Annotated in this window: 19 protein-coding genes and 1 pseudogene; 9 read left to right on the top strand and 11 right to left on the bottom strand. The window is 70.1% G+C overall.

All coding sequences use genetic code 11. The features are described 5' to 3' along the window. Nucleotides 1-18: 18 nt before the first annotated feature. The gene (locus ACGFYN_RS34465) at nt 19-1,164 is read right to left on the bottom strand and encodes an FAD-dependent oxidoreductase (RefSeq protein ID WP_393869863.1); all 1,146 of its coding nucleotides are present in this window, start codon (nt 1,162-1,164) and stop codon (nt 19-21) included. A 123-nt stretch (nt 1,165-1,287) separates the two neighbouring features. Here ACGFYN_RS34465 and ACGFYN_RS34460 point away from each other — a divergent pair, with 123 nt between their 5' ends. After that, nucleotides 1,288-1,881 carry a TetR/AcrR family transcriptional regulator gene (locus ACGFYN_RS34460; protein WP_393869862.1) on the top strand — a complete coding sequence of 198 codons (594 nt, stop codon included), beginning with the start codon at nt 1,288-1,290 and terminating at the stop codon, nt 1,879-1,881. 173 nt (nt 1,882-2,054) lie between these two features. Here the strand turns inward: ACGFYN_RS34460 and ACGFYN_RS34455 are convergent, their stop codons facing one another. The 3 genes from ACGFYN_RS34455 to ACGFYN_RS34445 all read right to left on the bottom strand — a co-directional run bounded on the left by ACGFYN_RS34455 (nt 2,055) and on the right by ACGFYN_RS34445 (nt 4,207). After that, the gene (locus ACGFYN_RS34455) at nt 2,055-2,882 is read right to left on the bottom strand and encodes a MarR family transcriptional regulator (RefSeq protein WP_393869861.1); all 828 of its coding nucleotides are present in this window, start codon (nt 2,880-2,882) and stop codon (nt 2,055-2,057) included. Nucleotides 2,883-2,966: 84 nt separating this feature from the next. Continuing rightward, entirely contained in the window at nt 2,967-3,383 is a 417-nt protein-coding gene (locus tag ACGFYN_RS34450; RefSeq protein WP_393869860.1) for an ester cyclase, read from the bottom strand. Nucleotides 3,384-3,574: 191 nt separating this feature from the next. Beyond that, nucleotides 3,575-4,207, bottom strand: coding sequence for a response regulator (locus tag ACGFYN_RS34445; protein WP_393869975.1), 633 nt, complete (start codon nt 4,205-4,207; stop codon nt 3,575-3,577). 307 nt (nt 4,208-4,514) lie between these two features. Between ACGFYN_RS34445 and ACGFYN_RS34440 the strand changes: the two genes are divergently transcribed. Continuing rightward, on the top strand, nt 4,515-6,056 hold the full coding sequence (locus tag ACGFYN_RS34440) for an alpha-L-arabinofuranosidase B (protein ID WP_393869859.1): 1,542 nt from the start codon (nt 4,515-4,517) through the stop codon (nt 6,054-6,056). Here ACGFYN_RS34440 and ACGFYN_RS34435 read toward each other — a convergent pair. Genes ACGFYN_RS34435 through ACGFYN_RS34425 form a run of 3 tightly spaced genes read right to left on the bottom strand, consistent with a single transcriptional unit; the run spans nt 6,034 to nt 8,974 of the window. Next, nucleotides 6,034-7,314, bottom strand: a complete 1,281-nt coding sequence (locus ACGFYN_RS34435) for a sensor histidine kinase (RefSeq protein WP_393869858.1) — start codon at nt 7,312-7,314, stop codon at nt 6,034-6,036. The genes ACGFYN_RS34440 and ACGFYN_RS34435 overlap by 23 nt on opposite strands. 17 nt (nt 7,315-7,331) lie before the next feature. Beyond that, nucleotides 7,332-8,048, bottom strand: coding sequence for an ABC transporter permease (locus tag ACGFYN_RS34430; protein ID WP_393869974.1), 717 nt, complete (start codon nt 8,046-8,048; stop codon nt 7,332-7,334). Then, nucleotides 8,048-8,974 carry an ABC transporter ATP-binding protein gene (locus ACGFYN_RS34425; RefSeq protein WP_393869857.1) on the bottom strand — a complete coding sequence of 309 codons (927 nt, stop codon included), beginning with the start codon at nt 8,972-8,974 and terminating at the stop codon, nt 8,048-8,050. The genes ACGFYN_RS34430 and ACGFYN_RS34425 overlap by 1 nt, the downstream gene beginning before the upstream one ends. A gap of 333 nt (nt 8,975-9,307) precedes the next feature. Between ACGFYN_RS34425 and ACGFYN_RS34420 the strand changes: the two genes are divergently transcribed. Genes ACGFYN_RS34420 through ACGFYN_RS34410 form a run of 3 tightly spaced genes read left to right on the top strand, consistent with a single transcriptional unit; the run spans nt 9,308 to nt 12,254 of the window. After that, nucleotides 9,308-10,165 (top strand): MaoC/PaaZ C-terminal domain-containing protein, encoded by an 858-nt coding sequence (locus tag ACGFYN_RS34420; protein ID WP_393869856.1) that lies wholly within the window; start codon nt 9,308-9,310, stop codon nt 10,163-10,165. A gap of 29 nt (nt 10,166-10,194) precedes the next feature. Then, the gene (locus ACGFYN_RS34415; protein WP_393869855.1) at nt 10,195-11,271 is read left to right on the top strand and encodes a Zn-dependent alcohol dehydrogenase; all 1,077 of its coding nucleotides are present in this window, start codon (nt 10,195-10,197) and stop codon (nt 11,269-11,271) included. A gap of 44 nt (nt 11,272-11,315) precedes the next feature. Then, a complete protein-coding gene (locus ACGFYN_RS34410) occupies nt 11,316-12,254 on the top strand; it encodes a 3-oxoacyl-ACP reductase (protein WP_393869854.1) in 939 nt (312 codons plus the stop codon). A gap of 88 nt (nt 12,255-12,342) precedes the next feature. Here the strand turns inward: ACGFYN_RS34410 and ACGFYN_RS34405 are convergent, their stop codons facing one another. Together ACGFYN_RS34405 and ACGFYN_RS34400 are read right to left on the bottom strand one after the other, a co-directional pair. Further along, entirely contained in the window at nt 12,343-12,507 is a 165-nt protein-coding gene (locus tag ACGFYN_RS34405; RefSeq protein WP_393869853.1) for a hypothetical protein, read from the bottom strand. Between the two features lie 98 nt (nt 12,508-12,605). Next, the gene (locus tag ACGFYN_RS34400; RefSeq protein WP_393869852.1) at nt 12,606-13,841 is read right to left on the bottom strand and encodes a hypothetical protein; all 1,236 of its coding nucleotides are present in this window, start codon (nt 13,839-13,841) and stop codon (nt 12,606-12,608) included. A gap of 234 nt (nt 13,842-14,075) precedes the next feature. Here ACGFYN_RS34400 and ACGFYN_RS34395 point away from each other — a divergent pair, with 234 nt between their 5' ends. The 3 genes from ACGFYN_RS34395 to ACGFYN_RS34385 are packed head-to-tail and all read left to right on the top strand — an operon-like array spanning nt 14,076 to nt 16,881. Beyond that, nucleotides 14,076-14,927: a Nif3-like dinuclear metal center hexameric protein gene (locus ACGFYN_RS34395; RefSeq protein WP_393869851.1), complete on the top strand. Its 852-nt coding sequence runs from the start codon at nt 14,076-14,078 to the stop codon at nt 14,925-14,927. Next, on the top strand, nt 14,924-15,667 hold the full coding sequence (locus tag ACGFYN_RS34390) for a zinc ribbon domain-containing protein (protein ID WP_393869973.1): 744 nt from the start codon (nt 14,924-14,926) through the stop codon (nt 15,665-15,667). Before ACGFYN_RS34395 ends, ACGFYN_RS34390 begins: the two co-directional genes overlap by 4 nt. Before the next feature lie 53 nt (nt 15,668-15,720). After that, entirely contained in the window at nt 15,721-16,881 is a 1,161-nt protein-coding gene (locus ACGFYN_RS34385; RefSeq protein WP_393869850.1) for a bifunctional RNase H/acid phosphatase, read from the top strand. On the opposite strand, the gene ACGFYN_RS34380 is transcribed toward ACGFYN_RS34385, so the two are convergent. Both ACGFYN_RS34380 and ACGFYN_RS34375 read right to left on the bottom strand, forming a co-directional pair. After that, nucleotides 16,869-17,669, bottom strand: a complete 801-nt coding sequence (locus ACGFYN_RS34380; protein ID WP_393869849.1) for a helix-turn-helix domain-containing protein — start codon at nt 17,667-17,669, stop codon at nt 16,869-16,871. The two genes, ACGFYN_RS34385 and ACGFYN_RS34380, sit on opposite strands and share 13 nt — an antisense overlap. Before the next feature lie 177 nt (nt 17,670-17,846). Next, complete coding sequence (locus ACGFYN_RS34375; protein WP_393869848.1) at nt 17,847-18,398, bottom strand: Imm1 family immunity protein; 552 nt, start codon at nt 18,396-18,398, stop codon at nt 17,847-17,849. 53 nt (nt 18,399-18,451) lie between these two features. On the opposite strand from ACGFYN_RS34375, the pseudogene ACGFYN_RS34370 reads away from it, so the two are divergent. Beyond that, nucleotides 18,452-18,598, top strand: a pseudogene (locus ACGFYN_RS34370) (RNA-guided endonuclease TnpB family protein); the annotation flags it as partial. Nucleotides 18,599-18,652 lie beyond the last annotated feature (54 nt).

Raw genomic sequence — 18,652 nt, 5'->3', positions numbered from 1 at the left:
CTTGCCCTGATCCTGTTCCTAGAGCTGGGCGGCGTCGTCGCCGAAGTCGGCCACGTCGTCGGCGGACAGCAGGTGTTCGACGCCGTGTTCGAGGGCCGTGGCCGTCTCGATGGAGCGGGGGAGCATCGTCTTCTCGTAGGTGTGGATGGCGTCGTCGACGGTTGCGGCGTTCGCGAGGGCGAGGGCGAGTTCGCAGGCGTCGAGCATGGCGAGGTTGACGCCCACGCCGAGCGGGGGCATGAGGTGGGCGGCGTCGCCGAGCAGGGTCACCGTCGCGTCGTGTTCCCAGGCGTGCGGGACCGGGAGGGCGAGGATCGGGCGGTGGACGTAGGAACCGTCGTTCTCGGTGATCATCCGGCGCATGCGGGGCGACCAGTGGGCGTACGCGTCGAGAAGCGCGGCGCGGATGCCGTCGGTGTCCTCGGCGGTCAGCCCGTTGCTGCTGGTCCAGTCGGCCGGGACGCGTTGGATGATGTAGACGCGGATGTGGTTTCCACTGTTGCGCTGGGCGAACAGGCAGCGTTCGCCGTCGGCCGCGTGGGCGCTGCCCGGACCGACCAGCTCGGCGATCTCGGGGTGTCGGTTCTCGACGTCGGAGAACCGTGCTTCCAGGAAGCTGAACCCGGTGTACTCGGGGACGGCGGGGGACACGGCCGGGCGTACCCGGGAGAAGGCGCCGTCGGCGCCGATGACCAGATCGGTCTCGATGCTCGTGCCGTCGGAGAAGTGCAGTCGCCGCGGCCCGTCGGCGGGTCCGCCGATCGTGTCGAGGGCACGGCCCCAGCGCACGGTTCCCGGCTGTACGGAGTCGAGCAGCAGGTTGCGCAGCTGGCCGCGGTCGATTTCCGGCTTGAAGAGCTCGTCGGGCGCCGGGACTTGATGGGCCGTGATCCTGCCGGTCGGGTCCAGCTGGCGCATTTCCTGCCCTTCGGGACGGGCGAGGGCGAAGAACTCGTCGAGCAGGCCGGCCTCGCGCAGGGCGATCTGACCGTTGTCGGCGTGCAGGTCGAGGGTGCCGCCCTGGTTGCGGGCGTCGGGGCCCGGGTCGCGGTCGTAGACGGTGACCGCGATGCCGCGCTGCTGGAGGATGCGGGCGCAGGTCAGTCCGCCGGGCCCGGCGCCGATGATGCTGATGCCGGCATGGGCGGGCTGTGGGGAGTTCACGGTTGTTCCTCTCGGTCGGGGACGGCGTCGCTCACGTGCTCACGACCTCATAAAATCAGAACAAGCATAAAAGTGCAACGACTCTACTAATCGAAGGGTTCGACTGTCGGATACGCTGTGGCCATGACCGTGCCCCCCGTCAGCCGCCGCGATCGCAAGAAGGCGGCCACCAGGCAGGCGATCGCCGATGCCGCACTGCAGCTCTTCCTGGAGCATGGCTACGACCAGGTAGGCATCCGGGACATCGCCGACGCCGCCGACGTGTCCACCGCTACGGTGTTCAAGCACTTCAGCGGTAAGGAAGCGCTGGTGTTCGACCAGGACCAGGACCGGGAGTCGGAACTGATCGCCGCGGTGCGGGAGCGCCCCTCCGGTCAGAGCGTCCTCGACGCCCTCCGGCAGCACGTCCTCGACAGCTGGCTCTCGATCGATGCACATCCTCAGGGGGCCGAGTTCATCCAGCTGGTGGACTCCACGCCGGCGCTGCGCACGTACGCCGAACGCATGTGGACCCGATACACCGACAGCCTCGGCGCAGCCCTCGCCGAGGAGATCGGAGTGGACCGCGACGACCCCGCATGTGTGGCTCTTGCTCGATTCGTGCTCGACATCCCGGCACTCGCCCGCGGTCGGCAGGACCGCCGGGCCGCCGTCGAGGCGATCTTCGACATCCTCACGCACGGCTGGGAACAGCCCGGCAAGCCGCCGGCGCCGTAGCCCACCCACCCTGCGTTTCGGCCTCAGTTACCAGGCGGTGGACGGTCGGGTCGGGCACCTCGGGCGCGAACGCCGGGCCGAGGACCCGTCGCACCGGGCCGAGATCCTGTGGCACGGGCCCAGAATCCGCCGCACCGGTACGGCGGGCTCCTCGTCCCGTCAGTCGCCGTTCGTCACTGCGACCCGGCGGTTACCAGCTTCGCGGTGATGGGTTCGAGCGCGGCGACCAGTTCGTCGAGCTCGGCGGGGGACAGGGCGTCGTACGGCGCGGTGGCGAGTTCGTCGGTGAGGGCTTCGATGCGTTGCTGGGTCTCGCGGCCGGCGTCGGTGAAGTGGCCCTCGGTGTCGACGAGTCCGCGCTTGCGCAAGCCGTCCATGACCGCGGCCAGCCGTTCCTTCGGCAGGTGGTGGATGCGTCCGAACGTCTCCGGCGGGTGGATGCCCTGCGCCAGGGCGGAGATCACGTGGGCCTCCGTGCCGCCGATGCGCGCGCCGACGAGTGCGGCGATGTGCCCGTCGCCGCGGTGCTCGCGCAGCATGTTCGCGGAATGCCACAGCCGGGCGACCGGGTCACTCGGCACCGGAACGGTGCGCAGCCCGGCGTACATCACCCGGCCCTCCATGGGCGCGCTCGTCGCGGCTTTGGTGGTCAGGTCGGCGGCGCGCTCCAGGCCCGGGGAGCCGGTCAGTTCGGCGCCGAGGATCCGCCGTAGGGAGGCGGCGCTGCCCCGCTCCCGTGCGGCGAGGGACGCCTCGGGCGGGATCGTCTCCCACGCGCTCGGGATGTGCAGCGCGGCCTCCCCGTCGGCGAAGCTGTAGAAGGCCGCGTGCACGACCTCCGCCGGCACCCGCCCCAGCGGCGCGGCACGGCTGGCGAAGTAGCCGTCCCAGTAGGTGCGGTGGCCAAGCGCGGCCAGTTCCTCGTTGCACTCGTCGGCGAAGAAGGTGACCAGGCAGATCGGCTCCAAGAGCTCGAACATACGGCGAGCGGTATGGGTCATGGCCCACATCATGCCTGCGGTCACGCCCCGGTGGGCCAGTACGGGCCGGCCGCCGGGCAGCTCCCGTGCCACGCCGGCTCGGGCTCAGGGTGAGGGGAGCAACTCCAGTTGCTGGAGCATGCTGAGTTGATCGACGACGTGCCAGTGCTCGACGAGCCGGCCGCCGTCCAGCCGGAAGATGTCGACTCCGGCGAAGCGGCATGATCGTCCCGTCGGAGGGATGCCCAGGAAGGTTCCGGAGTGGGTGGCACTGTTGGTCCAACGCACGACGACGCGGTCCCCCTCGGCAATGATGTCGTCGATGCTGAAGGTGGGTGCCAGCCCCTCCACGAGCATGGTCACTCGATCCTTCAGTCCCTCACGGCCCTCACGCTGCCCGGGCAGCGGGTCGTTCTCCTGGTAGTCCGTCGCGGCCAGCTCATCGATGATCTCCATGCGCCGACCGTTGAGCACTTCCTCGAACAACCGGCGTACCAGCGCCTTATTGGTCTCGGTGGACACGTCGCGATCTCCCTGCCAGTGCCATGGGATGCCCTCCATTTACGTCGGCACCCACTCTCCGGCGGACAGCGTCCTCGAAAAGAGCTCAGTGCGGCGCCGTCGCCGCGCCGATGCGGCCTCGGCTTCACCCCACCGGCACTGCGGATGCTGCCTGGCCGACGTGCCGGGAAGCTCAAGCTGAGCCGCTGCCGCTACAGCCACCCCTGCTGCCGAGCCTCCCGCACCGCCTCCATCCGGTTCCGCGTGCCCGTCTTGCCGATCGCCGACGACAGGTAGTTGCGCACCGTGGACTCCGACAGGTGCAGCTTCGTGGCGATGTCGGAGACCGTGGCGCCGTCGACCGACGCCTTGAGGACGTCGCACTCGCGGGCCGTGAGCGGATTGGGACCGGCGCTCAACGCGGCCGCGGCGAGGGCGGGGTCGATGACTGTCTCGCCGGTCAGGACGCGGCGGATGGCGGCGGCCAGGTCCTCGACGGGGCCGTCCTTGACGAGGAAGCCGGCGGCTCCCGCCTCCATGGCGCGGCGAAGGTAGCCGGGGCGGCCGAAGGTGGTGAGGATCAACACCCGGCAGTCCGGGGCCTGTTCGCGTAGTTCGGCGGCCGCGTCGAGGCCGCTCATGCCGGGCAGTTCGATGTCGAGCAGGGCCACGTCGGGCCGGTGGTTCAGCGCGGCGTCCACGATCGCGTCGCCCCTGCCGACCTGGGCGACGACCTCCAGGTCGTCCTCCATGCCCAGCAGGAGGGCGAGTGCGCCCCGCATCATTCCCTGGTCCTCGGCGAGCAGGACCCGCACACTCTTCGACGGCCGGCGCTCCCGGGGCATCTCGTTCACGGCAACAGCGTAGGGCCAGGTCGGGGCCGGGACGCGGGCACGGATGCGGACTGGGACGTGGGCGGAGACCCCTCCCGTCGCCCGCCTAAAGAATTGTCACTGTTCCGTTCCATGAGTCTTGACGGCCCCCTCGATCACCCCAACAATCGCCTCTGCATTGGAAGTTTCCCATTCTTCTCCCGTGCGATTTCTGCGTCTCTGCCCCCACCCGTAATTGTTCGGCATTTCGATCGAAGAAATAGGTTCGGCATTTCGGCCGAACGACGTTCGAGATACCGGACAGTCAAGGAGGTCCTCCGTGTTCTCCAGACTCAGAACCGCGACCCTGGCCGCCCTCTCCGCGCTCGTCACGGTGCTCGCTCTCGCCATCGGCGTCCCGCAGCCCGCCGAGGCCGCGGGCTCGCTGCCCTGCGACATCTACGCCGCCGCGGGCACCCCCTGCGTCGCCGCGCACAGCCTCGCCCGGGCGCTCTACTCCTCCTACAACGGCTCGCTCTACCAGGTGCAGCGGGCCTCCGACAGCGCCACCAAGGACATCGGGCTGCTGGCCACCGGTGGCTATGCCAACGCGGCCACCCAGGACTCCTTCTGCAACGGTACGACCTGCATCATCACCAAGATCTACGACCAGTCCTCGCGCCACAACGACCTCACCATCGAGGGGGCCGGCGGCGCCGGCGCGGCCGATGTCGGCGCGCCCGCGGACGCCCTGCCGGTGACCGTCGGCGGGCACCAGGTCTACGGTCTGGAGATCTCGGCCGGCATGGGCTACCGGGACAACTCCACCTCCGGCGTCGCCGTCAACGGCCAGGCCGAGGGGATGTACATGGTCACCTCCGGCACCCACGTCAACGGCCGCTGCTGCTTCGACTACGGCAACGCCGAGACGAACAACAAGGACACCGGCAACGGCCACATGGACGCGATCAACTTCGGTACGGAGTGCTGGTTCTCGCCCTGCTACGGCGGCGGCCCCTGGGTGCAGGCCGACCTGGAGAACGGCCTGTTCCAGTCGGACGCCGGCTACAGCAAGAACAGCTCGAACACCGGCACCGGAGCCATGCCGTTCGTGACCGCTTTGCTGAAAAACAACGGTCAGGACCATTTCGCGCTGAAATACGGCAACGCCCGATCGGGCGGGCTCACCACGACCTATTCCGGCGGTGAACCCACCGCCGGCGGCTACTCGCCCATGCACCAGGAAGGCGCGATCGTCCTCGGCACCGGCGGCGACAACAGCAACGGTTCCATCGGGTCCTTCTTCGAGGGCGTCATGACCTCGGGCATCCCGACCGACGCCGCCGACAACTCCGTGCAGTCCAACATCGTCTCCGTCGGCTACGGCGGCTCGACCGGCTCGACCGGTTCCCTCACCGCCGGTTCGGAGATCTCGCTGCGCGCCACCACCGCCTGCTGCAGCGGTGACTACATCCGCCACCAGAACAACAACGCGGTCGTCTCGGCGATCACGTCGAGCAGTTCGGCCCTCGACAAGGGCGACGCCACCTGGATCGTGCGCCGGGGTCTGGCGAGCAGCTCCTGCGTCTCCTTCGAGTCGCGCAACTATCCCGGTGACTTCCTGCGCCACTCCAACTTCCAGCTCTACCGCCAGCCCATGGACGGCAGCGCGCTGTTCAGATCCGACGCGACGTTCTGCCCGACGACCGGCAAGAGCGGCACGGGCAGCTCGTTCGCGTCGTACAACTACCCCACGAGGTTCCTGCGCCACTACAACCTCAACGTCTACGTCGCGAGTGACGGCGGCTCCAACGCCTTCGACAGCGCGACCTCGTGGACGGACGACGTGAGCTGGGTGGTCAGCCAGCCCTGGGCGCCGTAGCCAGTACCACGTCCATCAAGTCGCCGACCTCCAAGGGCAGTTCGGCGGTGACGGTGAATCCGCCGCGCGGCGACGGGCCGGCCTCCAGGGAGCCGCCCGCAGCCGCGAGGCGTTCGGTCAGGCCCTTCAGGCCGGTGCCGCCGATGCCCGGCACTGGCGGCGGCACGGACGGCCCGCCGTCCCCGGTGCCGTTGTCGGTGACGGTGAGCCGGACCTGCTCGGCGGTGCTGTTCACGGTGATCTCGCAGCGCGTCGCCCCGGCATGCCGGACGACGTTGGTGACCGCCTCGCGCACCACCCAGCCCAGCAGCACCTCGGTCTGCGGGGCCAGGGGGGTGCCCGAGCGGACGACGGCCGGCTCGACCGAGGCGGCGGTCAACGCCGAGCGTGCGCGGTCCAGTTCGGTGGCGAGGCTGCCCTCGCGGTAGCCGGTGACCGCCTCGCGGATCTCGGTGAGGGCCTGGCGGCCGACGGACTCGATGTCGGTGATCTGCGCGATCGCCGCGTCCATGTTGCGGGGCGCGAGGCGCCGGGCGGCCTCCGACTTGACGACGATGACGGACATGGTGTGTCCGAGCAGGTCGTGCAGGTCGCGGGAGAAGCGCAGGCGTTCTTTCTCGACGGCCTGGCGGGCCAGTTCCTCGCGGGCCTCGCGCAACTCCCGTACGGCTTCGGACAGGGAGAGGATCGCGGCGGTCACCATGGTCGACAGGAAGGTGCCGTAGGCGACGTTCACGGCGTCCCAGCCCGCCCGGTACACGGAGACCGCCGCGGCGAGCGCGGTCAGGCCGAGGCCGATCTGGCCGAGCCGGGGGCCGCGCAGGACGGCGCCGGTGGCGAGGCCCAGCAGCGGGAAGAAGTACAGCCAGCTGCCGCCGTAGCCCAGGGCCAGGCCGACCGTGATCACGGTCATCAGGACCAGGGCCACCTTGGTCCCGGTCGCCTCCCGGGTCACCTTGGCGAAGGCGCGGAAGGTGACGTAGATGTAGAGGGAGTTGAAGGCGAGCAGGCCGATCGCGCCGATCCAGGGGTTGGCGGTCTTGCCCTGCCAGAGGTTGGAGAACGCGCCCATCCCCATCAGCAGCCACGGCAGCAGCGCGAAGCCGCTGGGCGGGGGGCCGGGGTTCTCGGGCATCTTCCCGCCGGTCCTGCGGGCCTCCTTCTGCGCGGCCTTGTAGCGCTGCATGTCCGCGCGCCACTGCGCCCGGGCCTTGCGCCACTGGTGCATCTGGCAGGTGGCCCCTCGCATCAAGGACATGTCCTCACTCCCCCCGTTCAGACGGTCCGGCCGGACCGTCGGTACGACAGCACAGCGTACGAACCGAAGGCCAGCAACCAGAGGGTCAGGACCGCGATCGCCCGGAGTGCGGGTGCGTGGCCCTCGGCGACCGAGGTGCCGAGCTGGGCGAAGCGGTTCGTGGGTGTGTACGCGGACAGCGAGCGCAGCCAGCCGGGGAACAGGGTGATCGGGAACCACAGGCCGCCGAGCACCGACAGGCCCAGGTTGCAGGCCATGTTCGTGACGCCGGTGGTCTGCCCGGTCAGCCGGTAGCCGTTGCCCAGGCCCAGCAGGGTGAAGGGCACCGAGCCCAGCCACAGCAGCGCGGCGATGGCGGCCCACTGCCAGACTTCCAGCCGTACGCCGTTGATCAGGCCGCCCGCGGCGAGGACCGCGACGATGGCCGGCAGCACGGTCACCGAGCCGGTCAGCGTCCGGCCGATCACGACCTGGCGCGAGGTCATGGGGGTCACCCGCAGCTGCCGCAGCCAGCCGATGGCCCGGTCCTCGGCCACTCCGCCGCCGGTGTTCAGGGCGCAGCCGACGGCGCCGTAGCCGGCCATGCCGACCATCGCGCCGGTCTTCCAACTGCCGTCATCCGCACCGAGGTTGGTGAACAGCAGGTACATCAGCACGGGCATCGCGATGCCGCCGACGACGAAGCCCACGTCGCGCAGCGTCCGGCGTACCTCCAGGCGCAGGTAGTCGAACATCACGCAGCCTCCTTCACCGGTGCAGCCGTCAGGGCCAGGAACGCGTCGTCGAGCGACGCCGGGACGACCTCCAAGCCGCGTATCGCGTTCAGCTCGGCCAGCGCGATCACGGTCGCGTCCGGGTCGTCGCTGCGCAGCCGGGCCCGGTCCCCGCGCACCTCCACCGACCGTACGCCGGGCAGCAGCTCCAGGCCCGCCGTGGAGCCGCCCGCCAGGTCGAAGGCGACCAGGCTGCCGCCGACAGCGCGTTTGAGCTGGTCACCGGTACCGTCGGCGACGATCTTGCCCTGGTCGATGACGAGGATGCGGTCGGCGTGCGCGTCGGCCTCCTCCAGGTGGTGGGTGGAGAACAGCACGGTGTGGCCGAGGCGGGCGTAGGAGCGCATCGAGGTCCAGAAGGCGTGCCGGGCCTCGACGTCCAGGGCGGCGGTGGGCTCGTCCAGGACGATCACCGAGGGGTTTCCGGCGAGCGCGACGGCGAAGCGCACGCGCTGCGTCTGGCCGCCGGAGAGCCGGTCCACGCGCCGCCCGGCCAGCTCGGTGATCCCGGCCAGCTGAAGGGCCCGAGCGACGGGCATCGGGGCGGGGTAGCGGCGGGCCACGAAGGAGACCAGTTCCTGCACGGTGACCCGGGGCACCGCGCGTCCCTCCTGGAGCATGGCGCCGACCTTGCCGGCGCGCACCGCCTGCTCCGGGGGTGCGCCGAACAGCCGGACCGTGCCCTCGTCGGGGTCGTTCAGGCCGAGCAGCAGAGAGATCGTCGTCGACTTGCCGGCGCCGTTGCGGCCGAGCAGCGCGACCGTCTCGCCCGCCTCGATCCGCAGGTCCACGCCCCGCACGGCGCGCACGGCGCCGAAGTTCTTGACCGCCCCCGTGAAGGACACGGCGGGTGGTGCCCCGGTCGTTGTCCCAGTCGTTTTCATCATGACCACGACGCTACGGAGACGGGGTGGTTGCCCGGCAGATGCGGTTGTACGGACTCGGGCAGGACAAATGTCACTGCCGGAGAGTCTGTCGCCCCGGAGCTGTATCTGACATACCGTCAGGAGGCTTCACAAGTGCCGAGTGCTGGGTTATACCTGGGGCGCCGGACTGGAACGCGTTCTAGATCGGCCCGTAGCGACCTCGGCGCGGCCGACGGTGCGGACGGCCGCGCCGGGGTCTTGCCGCACCATGTGGACAGCCGCACGACGTCCGCCGCCGGAGCAGAACGCAAGCCGCCGGAGGAGAACGCAAGCCGCCCGAGCAACAGGAGCCGTATGCCCATCGACGCAGCGAAAGCCCTCGCCGCCCCGCCCCACACCGGCGAGATCAGCTGGGACCGCAAGGACGTCCAGCTCTACCACCTCGGCATCGGCGCGGGCATCCCCGCCACCGACCCCGACGAGCTGCGCTACACCCTGGAGTCACGGCTGCACGTCCTGCCGAGCTTCGCCACCGTCGCGGGCGCCGGGTCGCCCGGAGTGATCAGCGGGCTGTCCATGCCGGGCGTCGAGGTCGACCTCGCCAAGGTGCTGCACGGCGGCCAGTCGCTGACCCTGCACCGCGCGATCCCGGTTGCGGGCACGGCCGCCGCCACCGGCAAGATCGCCGCCGTCTACGACAAGGGCAAGGCGGCCGTCCTGGTCATGCGCACCGAGGTCGCCGACGCCGACGGCCCGCTGTGGACCAACGACGCCCAGATCTTCGTACGCGGAGAGGGCGGCTGGGGCGGCGACCGCGGCCCCTCCACCCGCCTGGACCCGCCCGCGGGCGAGCCGGACCGCACGGTCGAGCGGGCGATCCGCGAGGACCAGGCCCTGCTCTACCGCCTCTCCGGCGACTGGAACCCGCTGCACGCCGACCCGGATTTCGCCAAGCTCGCCGGGTTCGAACGGCCCATCCTGCACGGCCTGTGCACGTACGGCATGACGCTCAAGACGGTCGTCGACACCCTCCTCGGCGGCGACGTGACCCGGGTGCGGTCCTACGCCACCCGGTTCGCGGGCGTCGTCTTCCCGGGCGAGACCCTGCGCATCCGCATGTGGCCGGAGGAGGGGCGCGTGCGGGTGGCCGTCAGCGCGGTCGAGCGGGACGACGCGCCCGTCCTCGCCGACACGATCGTCGAACACCAGTGATGTAGAAGGCAGTTGAGGGGAGCCGCACCATGCGCGCAGCCGTACTGCACGAGATCGGCCAGGACAAGCTGGAGGTCCTCGACGACGTCGAGGCGACGGGCTTCGGGCCCGGCAAGGTGAGGATCCGGGTACGGGCCACCGGGCTGTGCCACTCGGACCTGTCCGCGATGAACGGGGTGCTGCCGCAGCCCGCACCGTTCGTCCCCGGACACGAGGGAGCCGGCGAGATCCTCGAAGTCGGCGACGGCGTACGGAACTTGAAGGCCGGCGACCGCGTGGTCGTGTGCTGGCTGCCGGCCTGCGGCGCCTGTCCCGCCTGCAAGCGCGGGCAGACCGAGCTGTGCCTGGCCGGGTTCATGAACGCCGGCACGCCCAACTTCAAGCACCCCGGCGGCGACCTGTTCGGCTTCGCGGGCACCGGCACCTTCACCGAGGAGGTCGTCGTCGACGCGGGCTGCGCGGTGCCGATCCCCGACGACGTGCCCTTCGACATCGCCGCGCTCATCGGCTGCGGAGTGACCACGGGCCTCGGCGCGGCCCTCAACACCGCCGACGTGGAGGCCGGTTCGTCGGTGGCCGTCATCGGCTGCGGCGGCGTCGGCATCTCGGCGATCCAGGGCGCGCGGCTCAAGGGCGCCGCCGAGATCGTCGCCGTCGACCCGGTCGCCTCGCGCCGCGAGTCCGCCCTCAAGTTCGGCGCCACGAAGGCGGTGTCGCCCGACGAGCTCGCCGACGCCAAGCAACAGGTCACCGCTGGCGAGGGCTTCGACTACGTCTTCGAGGTCGTCGGCAGGTCCGCCACCGCCCGCACGGCGTACGAGAACACCCGGCGCGGCGGCACCCTCGTCGTCGTCGGCGCGGGCGCCATGGACGACTTCCTCCAGCTCAACATGTTCGAGCTGTTCTTCGACGAGAAGCGCATCCTGCCCTCGATGTACGGCGGCGGCGACGTCCTGCGCTCCTACGAGCGCACCATCGCCCTGTGGCGGGCGGGCCGCATCGACCTGGAGGGCCTGATCACCCACCGGGTGCCGCTGGCCGACATCAACGAGGCGCTGGACCAGATGCGTTCGGGAACGGCGCTGCGCACCTGCATCGAGATCTGACCGCGCACTGTGTCCACGTGTATCGAGATCTGACGGGAGTGTCCGTGTCACTGCCACTCGAGGGACTGTCCGCGATGGTCACCGGTGCCGGCCGAGGTCTCGGCCGCGCCGAGGCGCTCGAACTCGCCCGGCTCGGCGCAGCCGTGGTCGTCAACGACTACGGCCAACCGGGCCGCGACGGCTCGGGGGCGGCCTCCTCGACTCCCGCCGAGGAGGTCGCCGCCGAGATCCGGGCCGCGGGCGGCAAGGCGCGGGCGCACACCGGCGACGTGGCCGACTTCCAACAGGCGGCAGAACTCGTCGACTTGGCGGTCTCCGAGTTCGGCAAGCTGGACATCCTCGTCAACAACGCCGGCATCCTGCGCGACCGCATGGTCTTCTCCATGACCGAGGACGAGTGGGACTCGGTGATCCGGGTCCACCTCAAGGGACACTTCAACACGACCCACTTCGCCGCCGCGCACTGGCGCGCGAGGTCCAAGGCGGCGAGCGGCCCGGTGTACGGCCGGATCGTGAACACGTCGTCCGAGGCGTTCCTGGCGGGTTCGGCGGGCCAGCCCAACTACGCCGCCGCCAAAGGCGGAATCGTCGGCCTGACCACCTCCACGGCCCTCGCTCTGGCCAAGTATGGCGTCACGGCCAACGCGATCTGCCCGCGCGCCCGCACCCGGATGACCGAGGACGTCTTCGCCGGGTTCGAGCGTCCCGCCGACGCCCTCGACCCGCTCGCCCCCGAACACGTCGCCCCGCTCGTCGGCTACCTCGCCTCACCCGCCGCGTCCCGGGTCAACGGCCAGCTCCTCGTCGTCCACGGCGGTATGGTCGCGGTCGTCGAACGGCCGCGCGTACAGGCGCAGTTCGACAGCAAGCAGGAGACGTTCACGTACGACGAACTCGACGCGCTGCTCACCGCGCACTACGCGGAGCGGCCGCAGGGGGAGACGTTCGCGGCGGCGGAGGTGCTGGGGCTCAAACGGGGCTGAGCAGGCGGAGCCTCAGGAGATTCAAACGGGGCTGAGAACGTGAAGAGGGGGGTGCCCGATGGGCACCCCCCTCTTCCTCTACTACCTACTACCGCCAGACAGCCGCCTCGGCGGTCTCCCCGGCCGGCTTGCGGTGCCGGCCGTGCGAGGAGGACTCACTCTCCTGGGCCGAAACCGCCCCCCGGTGCCGGCCGTGGCCGGTGTCCTCCTGGGAGTCGGCGGACAGCTGCTCCGTCGTACTGGTGTCGCTCATCGGACGTATTCACCCCGTCAAAAACTGATCTTTCTTACAGCCCGGCGAGCATAACCATCCCCCCGTTGTTCGAATCCACACGGGCACGCCCATCGGCACTACTTCGTTACAAGACGTCCCAAGGGCGCTTCCTGCAACGGCACAGGGCGCGGCGCGACAGCCTCCGGAGGATCCGGTTTCGACGGCTCGCCCGGCGCGGGGCCCCAACTCCCCGCCGACGCCTGGGCGTCCGTACTCGTTCGGACCGGATCCTCCGGGCCCGCAGCCCCCGCTTCCCCCGATCCCCCTGATTCCCCCGCTTCCCCCGTGGCCCCCGAGGGCGCCGTCAGCTGCGCCACGCCGCACGGCACCTCGGCCGTGGCGTAGGGCAGTTGGAGCACCCCGTCCCTGGTCCAGAAACCGACGCCGGTCAACCACCCGGCGGGCGCCGCGAGATGGTGGATCCTCCGCCGGTCCGGCCGCCACAGCCCGACCCAGCTGCCGACGGGCCCGTCGATGCGCAGCGCCACCGAGCAGTTCTCCGGGGTCAGCACCTGCCCCGGCTGGATGGCGAACGGCGTGACGACACACTCCGGCAGCCGCAGGAACTCCGGGAAGCGCACCGGCAGCGTGCTGCCCAGCACACCCCAGCCCAGGCGCTCCTCGCCCGGCGACGGCGCGTCGGAGCTGATCAGCAGCAGACCACTGTCCGGGTCGGCGAGCAGCAGCCGGTCGTCGCTGTCGTCGGCGATCTGCAGCAGCGGCGAGGTCTCCCCGTCCCGCTCCAGATCGACCACGACCGTCTTGGTCCGGCCGCCGATCTCCCGGTCCAGGGCCAGCATCCGCCCCGTGTGGTCCAGCCACACCCCGCCCGAGCAGCGCCCCGGGATCTGCGCCACGTGCTCGGGCCCGAACTCGCCGCCCGCCACCTGCCACACCGCGCTGGAGTGCCGGCCCACGGCCAGGGCGTAGGCCTTCTCGCCGCCCGGCGCGGGTGGCAGCAGCCGTAGCCGGGTGGCCTCGTCCGGGCACTCGACCGCGCCGATCATGACCTCGCCGGTGCCGGGGCCGGTCGGGTAGAGCAGGGAGAACACGTGCCGCCCGGCTGTCGGGCGGCGGATCAGCACCCGCCCGTCGCCCATCGGCTGCACCTCGGCGTCGGCCTCCTCGGGCTGGTTCGCGGGCAGCGGCACGGCGTACGGCTCCGGGCCGTCCAGCGTCCAGCGCTCGGGGAAGAGGGAGTCGCCGTCCAGGGCGAGACGGGCGGCGTAGGCGCCGTCCGCGGTGATGGTGCAACCCGAATACGGGGCGCCGTCCTCGGCGGCAGCCTCGGGCTCGATCGCACAGGCCGTCATGGTCTGGTCACCTCCGGCGACGAAACTAGTTTTCGCACGCACACGCGTGGGACGCCGGAGCTTCTGCTTCACACATAAGGGTGGCCCAGGAACGATTCGCCTGAGGGAATGGGGGCGGGTGTGCTGAGCGTGGCCGGAGGTGGGCCCTGCGGTACCCGCGCCGCCCGACCTCTCATTAGGGGTGGAAACGGACTTAGGTTCAGCGGCGCAGATCAGGCAGGTAGCCTTTTGTCCGTGCCCCGTCTGTCTGAAGTCATCGCCGCGCTGGAGAACCTGTGGCCCGCCGCGCGGGCCGAGTCCTGGGACGCGGTCGGCACGGTCGTGGGCGACCCCGACCAGGAGGTCACCCGGGTCCTGTTCGCCGTCGACCCGGTCCAGGAGATCGTCGACGAGGCCGTGAAGCTCGGCGCCGACCTGCTCGTCACCCACCACCCGCTCTATCTGCGCGGTACGACGACGGTCGCGGCCGATCACTTCAAGGGCCGCGTCGTGCACACCCTGATCAAGAACGACATCGCGCTGCACGTCGCCCACACCAACGCGGACACCGCCGATCCGGGTGTCTCCGACGCCCTCGCGGGCGCGCTGGACCTGCGTGTCGTACGGCCCCTCGTACCGGACCCCACGGACGGCGAAGGCCGCCGCGGCCTGGGCCGGATCTGCGAACTGGACCACCCGATGCCACTGCGCGACTTCGCCGCGCGCGCCGCCGCCCGCCTGCCCGCCACCGCACAGGGCATCCGCGCGGCAGGCGACCCCGAGGCTCTGATCCGCACGGTCGCCGTCAGCGGCGGCTCCGGCGACAGCCTCTTCGACGACGTACGCGCCGCCGGCGTCGACGCCTTCCTCACCGCCGACCTGCGCCACCACCCGGCCTCCGAGGCCGTACTCCACAGCCCCCTCGCGCTGCTCGACGCGGCGCACTGGGCCACCGAGTGGCCCTGGTGCGAGCTGGCCGCAACCCAGCTCGACGAGATTTCCGACCGCCATGGATGGGACCTCCGGGTCCATGTCTCCAAGACGGTCACCGACCCCTGGACGGCCCACGCGGCCTCCTCTGATCCCACCGCAGGAGCCCCCAACTGAACGCCGCGCCCGCCGACCAGATCCGACTCCTCGACGTCCAGTCACTCGACGTCCGTCTCCAGCAGCTCGCGCACAAGCGGAGGTCGCTGCCCGAGCACAACGAGATCGAGTCGCTGCACAAGGACCACACCCAGCTGCGCGACCTGCTGGTGGCCGCACAGACCGAGCAGAGCGACACCGCCCGCGAGCAGACCAAGGCCGAGCAGGACGTGGACCAGGTGCGCCAGCGCGCCGTCCGCGACCAGCAGCGCCTGGATTCCGGTGCCGTGACCTCGCCCAAGGACCTGGAGAACCTCCAGCGCGAGATCGCCTCCCTCGCCAAGCGGCAGAGCGACCTCGAGGACGTCGTCCTGGAGGTCATGGAGCGCATCGAGTCCGTGCAGGAGCGGGTCGCCGAGCTCACCGAGCGGGTCTCCTCCGTCCAGTCCAAGGTCGACGACGCCACCGCGCGCCGCGACGCCGCCTTCGAGGAGATCGACGGCGAGGTCGCCACGGCGACCAAGGAGCGCGAGGTCATCGCCGGCACCATCCCCGCCGACCTGCTCAAGCTCTACGACAAGCTGCGCGAGCAGCAGGGCGGCATCGGCGCGGCCAAGCTGTACCAGCGCACCTGCCAGGGCTGCCGCCAGGAACTGGCCATCACCGACATCAACGAGATCCGCGCGGCCGCCCCCGACACGGTGGTGCGCTGCGAGAACTGCCGCCGCATTCTGGTGCGTACGGCGGAGTCCGGACTGTAGGACCGGCCGATCGGGTCTTTGGAACGTCTGAACGTCTGTAAGGGGCTTGTGCCGTGCGGGAGTTCATCGTCGAGGCGGACGGCGGGTCACGGGGAAACCCGGGGCCCGCGGGCTACGGCTCCGTCGTGCTCGACGCGACGACGGGGGAGACGCTGGTCGAGGCGGCCGAGTACATCGGCGTCGCCACGAACAACGTCGCCGAGTACCGGGGCCTGCTCGCCGGGCTGCGGGCGGCACACGAGCTCGACCCCTCGGCGGCCGTCCACGTCCGCATGGACTCCAAGCTCGTCGTGGAGCAGATGTCCGGCCGCTGGAAGATCAAGCACCCGGACATGAAGCCGCTGGCCATGGAGGCGTCACGGGTCTTCCCGGCCGAGCAGGTGACGTACGAGTGGATCCCGCGCGAGCAGAACAAGCACGCGGACCGGCTCGCGAACGAGGCGATGGACGCGGGCAAGCGGGGCGAGCAGTGGTCGGCGGCGGAGTCGACGGCCGAGTTGGAAGCTGCCGCGGCGAAGGCTGAGGCGGATGTGCGGGCTGCTACGGCGGTCGGCAAGGTGAGCAGCCCTGGTTGGGCTCCGGCGGATCTGGGCGCGCCCGCGACCTTCGTGCTGCTACGGCACGGTGAGACGCCACTGACTCCGCAGAAGCGGTTCTCCGGAAGCGGCGGCACGAACCCGTCCCTGTCCGAGGTCGGGCGGGACCAGGCCGAGCGGGCGGGAGCCGCCCTGGCCCAGCGCGGGACGATCCAGGCGATCGTCGCCTCGCCGCTGGCCCGCACCCGGGAGACCGCCGGGATCGTGGCCCGCCACCTCGGCCTTGAGGTGAGCATCGAGGAAGGGCTGCGTGAGACGGACTTCGGCGCCTGGGAGGGCCTGACGTTCGGCGAGGTGCGCGAGCGCTACCCGGACGACCTGAACGCCTGGCTGGGCAACCCGAACGCCCAACCCACCGGCGGCGGCGAGAGCTTCGCCGCGACCGGAACCCGTATCGGGGCCACCCGAGAGAAGCTGGTGGCGGCGTACGCGGGACGCACGGTCCTGCTCGTCTCGCACGTCACCCCGATCAAGACGTTCGTGCAACTGGCCCTGGGCGCACCGCCCGAGGCCCTGTTCCGCATGGAGCTGTCGGCCGCTGCGCTGTCGGCGGTGGCGTACTACGCGGACGGGAACGCGAGCGTGCGGCTCTTCAACGACACGTCTCACCTGCGCTGAGCGGCACGTCTGCGAAGTATCTCCGCGGTCTCAGCGTCGGCCGGCAGGAATGCTTCGAGGTGCAGTTCGGCGAGCGTGACGTCGACGGCGGTGGCGAAGGACGTGAGCGTGGTCAGCAGCCGCAACTCGCCCTCCGGGCAACGGAGTCGGAGTGGGACGGCGAACCCGAGGTAGTCGTCGCCGGGCTCGGCGAGCGGCGGTATGTAGGCGGCGAGTTCGTCCGCCAGCGCGTCCAGCCCGGAGTCCGGACTGCGGAGCCCCCGCGCTCGCAGGTTCTCGATGATGTGCCGCCCCCAGGCGTCCAGGTTCACGACGCGGGAGGCCATGCCGTGCGGATGCAGTGCCAGCCGTAGGACATTGACCGGCGGCTTCAGAAGGTGGGGCGCCGCCCCTTCGGTGAGCACGTCGAACGCCGCGTTGGCTGCCACGAGTTCACCTCGCGGCCCGGCTACCACGGCCGGATACGGCAGATGTCCTTCGAGAATCCCGTCCAACGCTGCCCGTACGGGCTTGAGTTCGGCCGCGTCGAGTGACGACTCGGCGAACGCGGGTGCGTAACCGGCGGCCAGCAGCAGCGCGTTACGCTCGCGCAGGGTCAGCCCCAGCGACTCGGCGAGCCGGATCACGACGGCCCGCCCCGGCACGGAACGCCCCCGCTCGATGAAGCTGACGTATCTCTGCGTGGTCCCCGCCCGCGAGGCAAGCTCCAGCTGACTGACCCGTCGCGTGGTGCGCCAGCGCAGCAGCTCACGGGCGAAGGGTGGAGGTTCGACGGTGCGGGTGGTCATGAATCCAGTTGTACGTCACGGCTACGACAACGGGCCCTCATGCCCAGGCGCGAATTGAGACACGTATCCCCTCTGACCAGCCTGGACAGATGTTGGTGAAGCTTCTCTGACGGCACTTCCTTCCGCGGAACTGCCCCTGTGGGCGCCCGGTGGTCGAACCTGCCTTGGTCGCGAAGGTTAGAACGGGCTGCTGTCTTCCGCGTCGTCGACCACGTCGTCGATGGGGTCGCGATCCACCCGTTGGCCGTTGAAGTGCCCCCTGACCCACTGGATGCATTCCGGCCTGTCTCCGGTGCCGGTGGCGCAGAATTCTTCCAGTGCCTTGCGAACGCTGGCGAGGGGAATTGCGCTGCTCCAATCATGAAATAGGGGATAGCCGGGGTCCGAGATGAGTTTCGGATCGGAGGCGGGCGGTTCGGGATTGTCCGAGATCCAGGCGGATTCGTAAATTCCTCCAGTTCGGGGGCTTTTCATAGTGACACCCCAGACCAGTGCACCGTATCCCGTTTCTCTGTTGACCGATACTCGCAACAGGTTGTCCGTCGTCCATTTCTCGTCGGTGTGCGGCTGCTCGGAGAGGCAAAACCACACGCTAAGTCCCACCGGAGAGTGGTTGAGTGGGCTGTTGACTAGATCATCATTGTCCAGGACCTGGGAAATCAGCTGGCACATTTCGTCCGGCGTTTTGCCGTGATGCCATGTGCGATCGAAATGGGCGCTAAGAATCACTGACTCGCTCCTTAGAGGGCTTCATGATAGTAAATGACCGTGGGACCCAGGGGGTCGTGCGCGACCATGACGCCGTGGCCGTGGGGGACCTCCGGCCGAAGTTCTTGGCGAAGTCCACGATGGCCCGCAAGGCGGCCGATGCCGCGATCGGCGCTACCAAGAAGGCCGCGGGCGAGATGGCTAGGGGAGGAGTCAAGGATTCAGTTGTACGTCGGGATCACGGGTACTACAACGGCCCTCATACCCAGGCGGGA

The organism is Streptomyces sp. NPDC048419 (assembly GCF_043200415.1).
In the GTDB taxonomy this organism is placed as follows: Bacteria; Actinomycetota; Actinomycetes; order Streptomycetales; family Streptomycetaceae; genus Streptomyces.
The sequence above is the reverse complement of the archived record's forward strand: the minus strand, read 5'-3'. Positions and strand labels throughout refer to the sequence as shown.

Coding starts and splice junctions, on each gene's coding strand:
- ACGFYN_RS34460 (WP_393869862.1), top strand. CDS start 1,288: ATGACCGTGCCCCCCGTCAGCCGCCGCGATCGCAAGAAGGCGGCCACC.
- ACGFYN_RS34455 (WP_393869861.1), bottom strand. CDS start 2,882: ATGACCCATACCGCTCGCCGTATGTTCGAGCTCTTGGAGCCGATCTGC.
- ACGFYN_RS34445 (WP_393869975.1), bottom strand. CDS start 4,207: ATGCCCCGGGAGCGCCGGCCGTCGAAGAGTGTGCGGGTCCTGCTCGCC.
- ACGFYN_RS34435 (WP_393869858.1), bottom strand. CDS start 7,314: ATGTCCTTGATGCGAGGGGCCACCTGCCAGATGCACCAGTGGCGCAAG.
- ACGFYN_RS34430 (WP_393869974.1), bottom strand. CDS start 8,048: ATGTTCGACTACCTGCGCCTGGAGGTACGCCGGACGCTGCGCGACGTG.
- ACGFYN_RS34425 (WP_393869857.1), bottom strand. CDS start 8,974: ATGATGAAAACGACTGGGACAACGACCGGGGCACCACCCGCCGTGTCC.
- ACGFYN_RS34420 (WP_393869856.1), top strand. CDS start 9,308: ATGCCCATCGACGCAGCGAAAGCCCTCGCCGCCCCGCCCCACACCGGC.
- ACGFYN_RS34415 (WP_393869855.1), top strand. CDS start 10,195: ATGCGCGCAGCCGTACTGCACGAGATCGGCCAGGACAAGCTGGAGGTC.
- ACGFYN_RS34405 (WP_393869853.1), bottom strand. CDS start 12,507: ATGAGCGACACCAGTACGACGGAGCAGCTGTCCGCCGACTCCCAGGAG.
- ACGFYN_RS34400 (WP_393869852.1), bottom strand. CDS start 13,841: ATGACGGCCTGTGCGATCGAGCCCGAGGCTGCCGCCGAGGACGGCGCC.
- ACGFYN_RS34380 (WP_393869849.1), bottom strand. CDS start 17,669: ATGACCACCCGCACCGTCGAACCTCCACCCTTCGCCCGTGAGCTGCTG.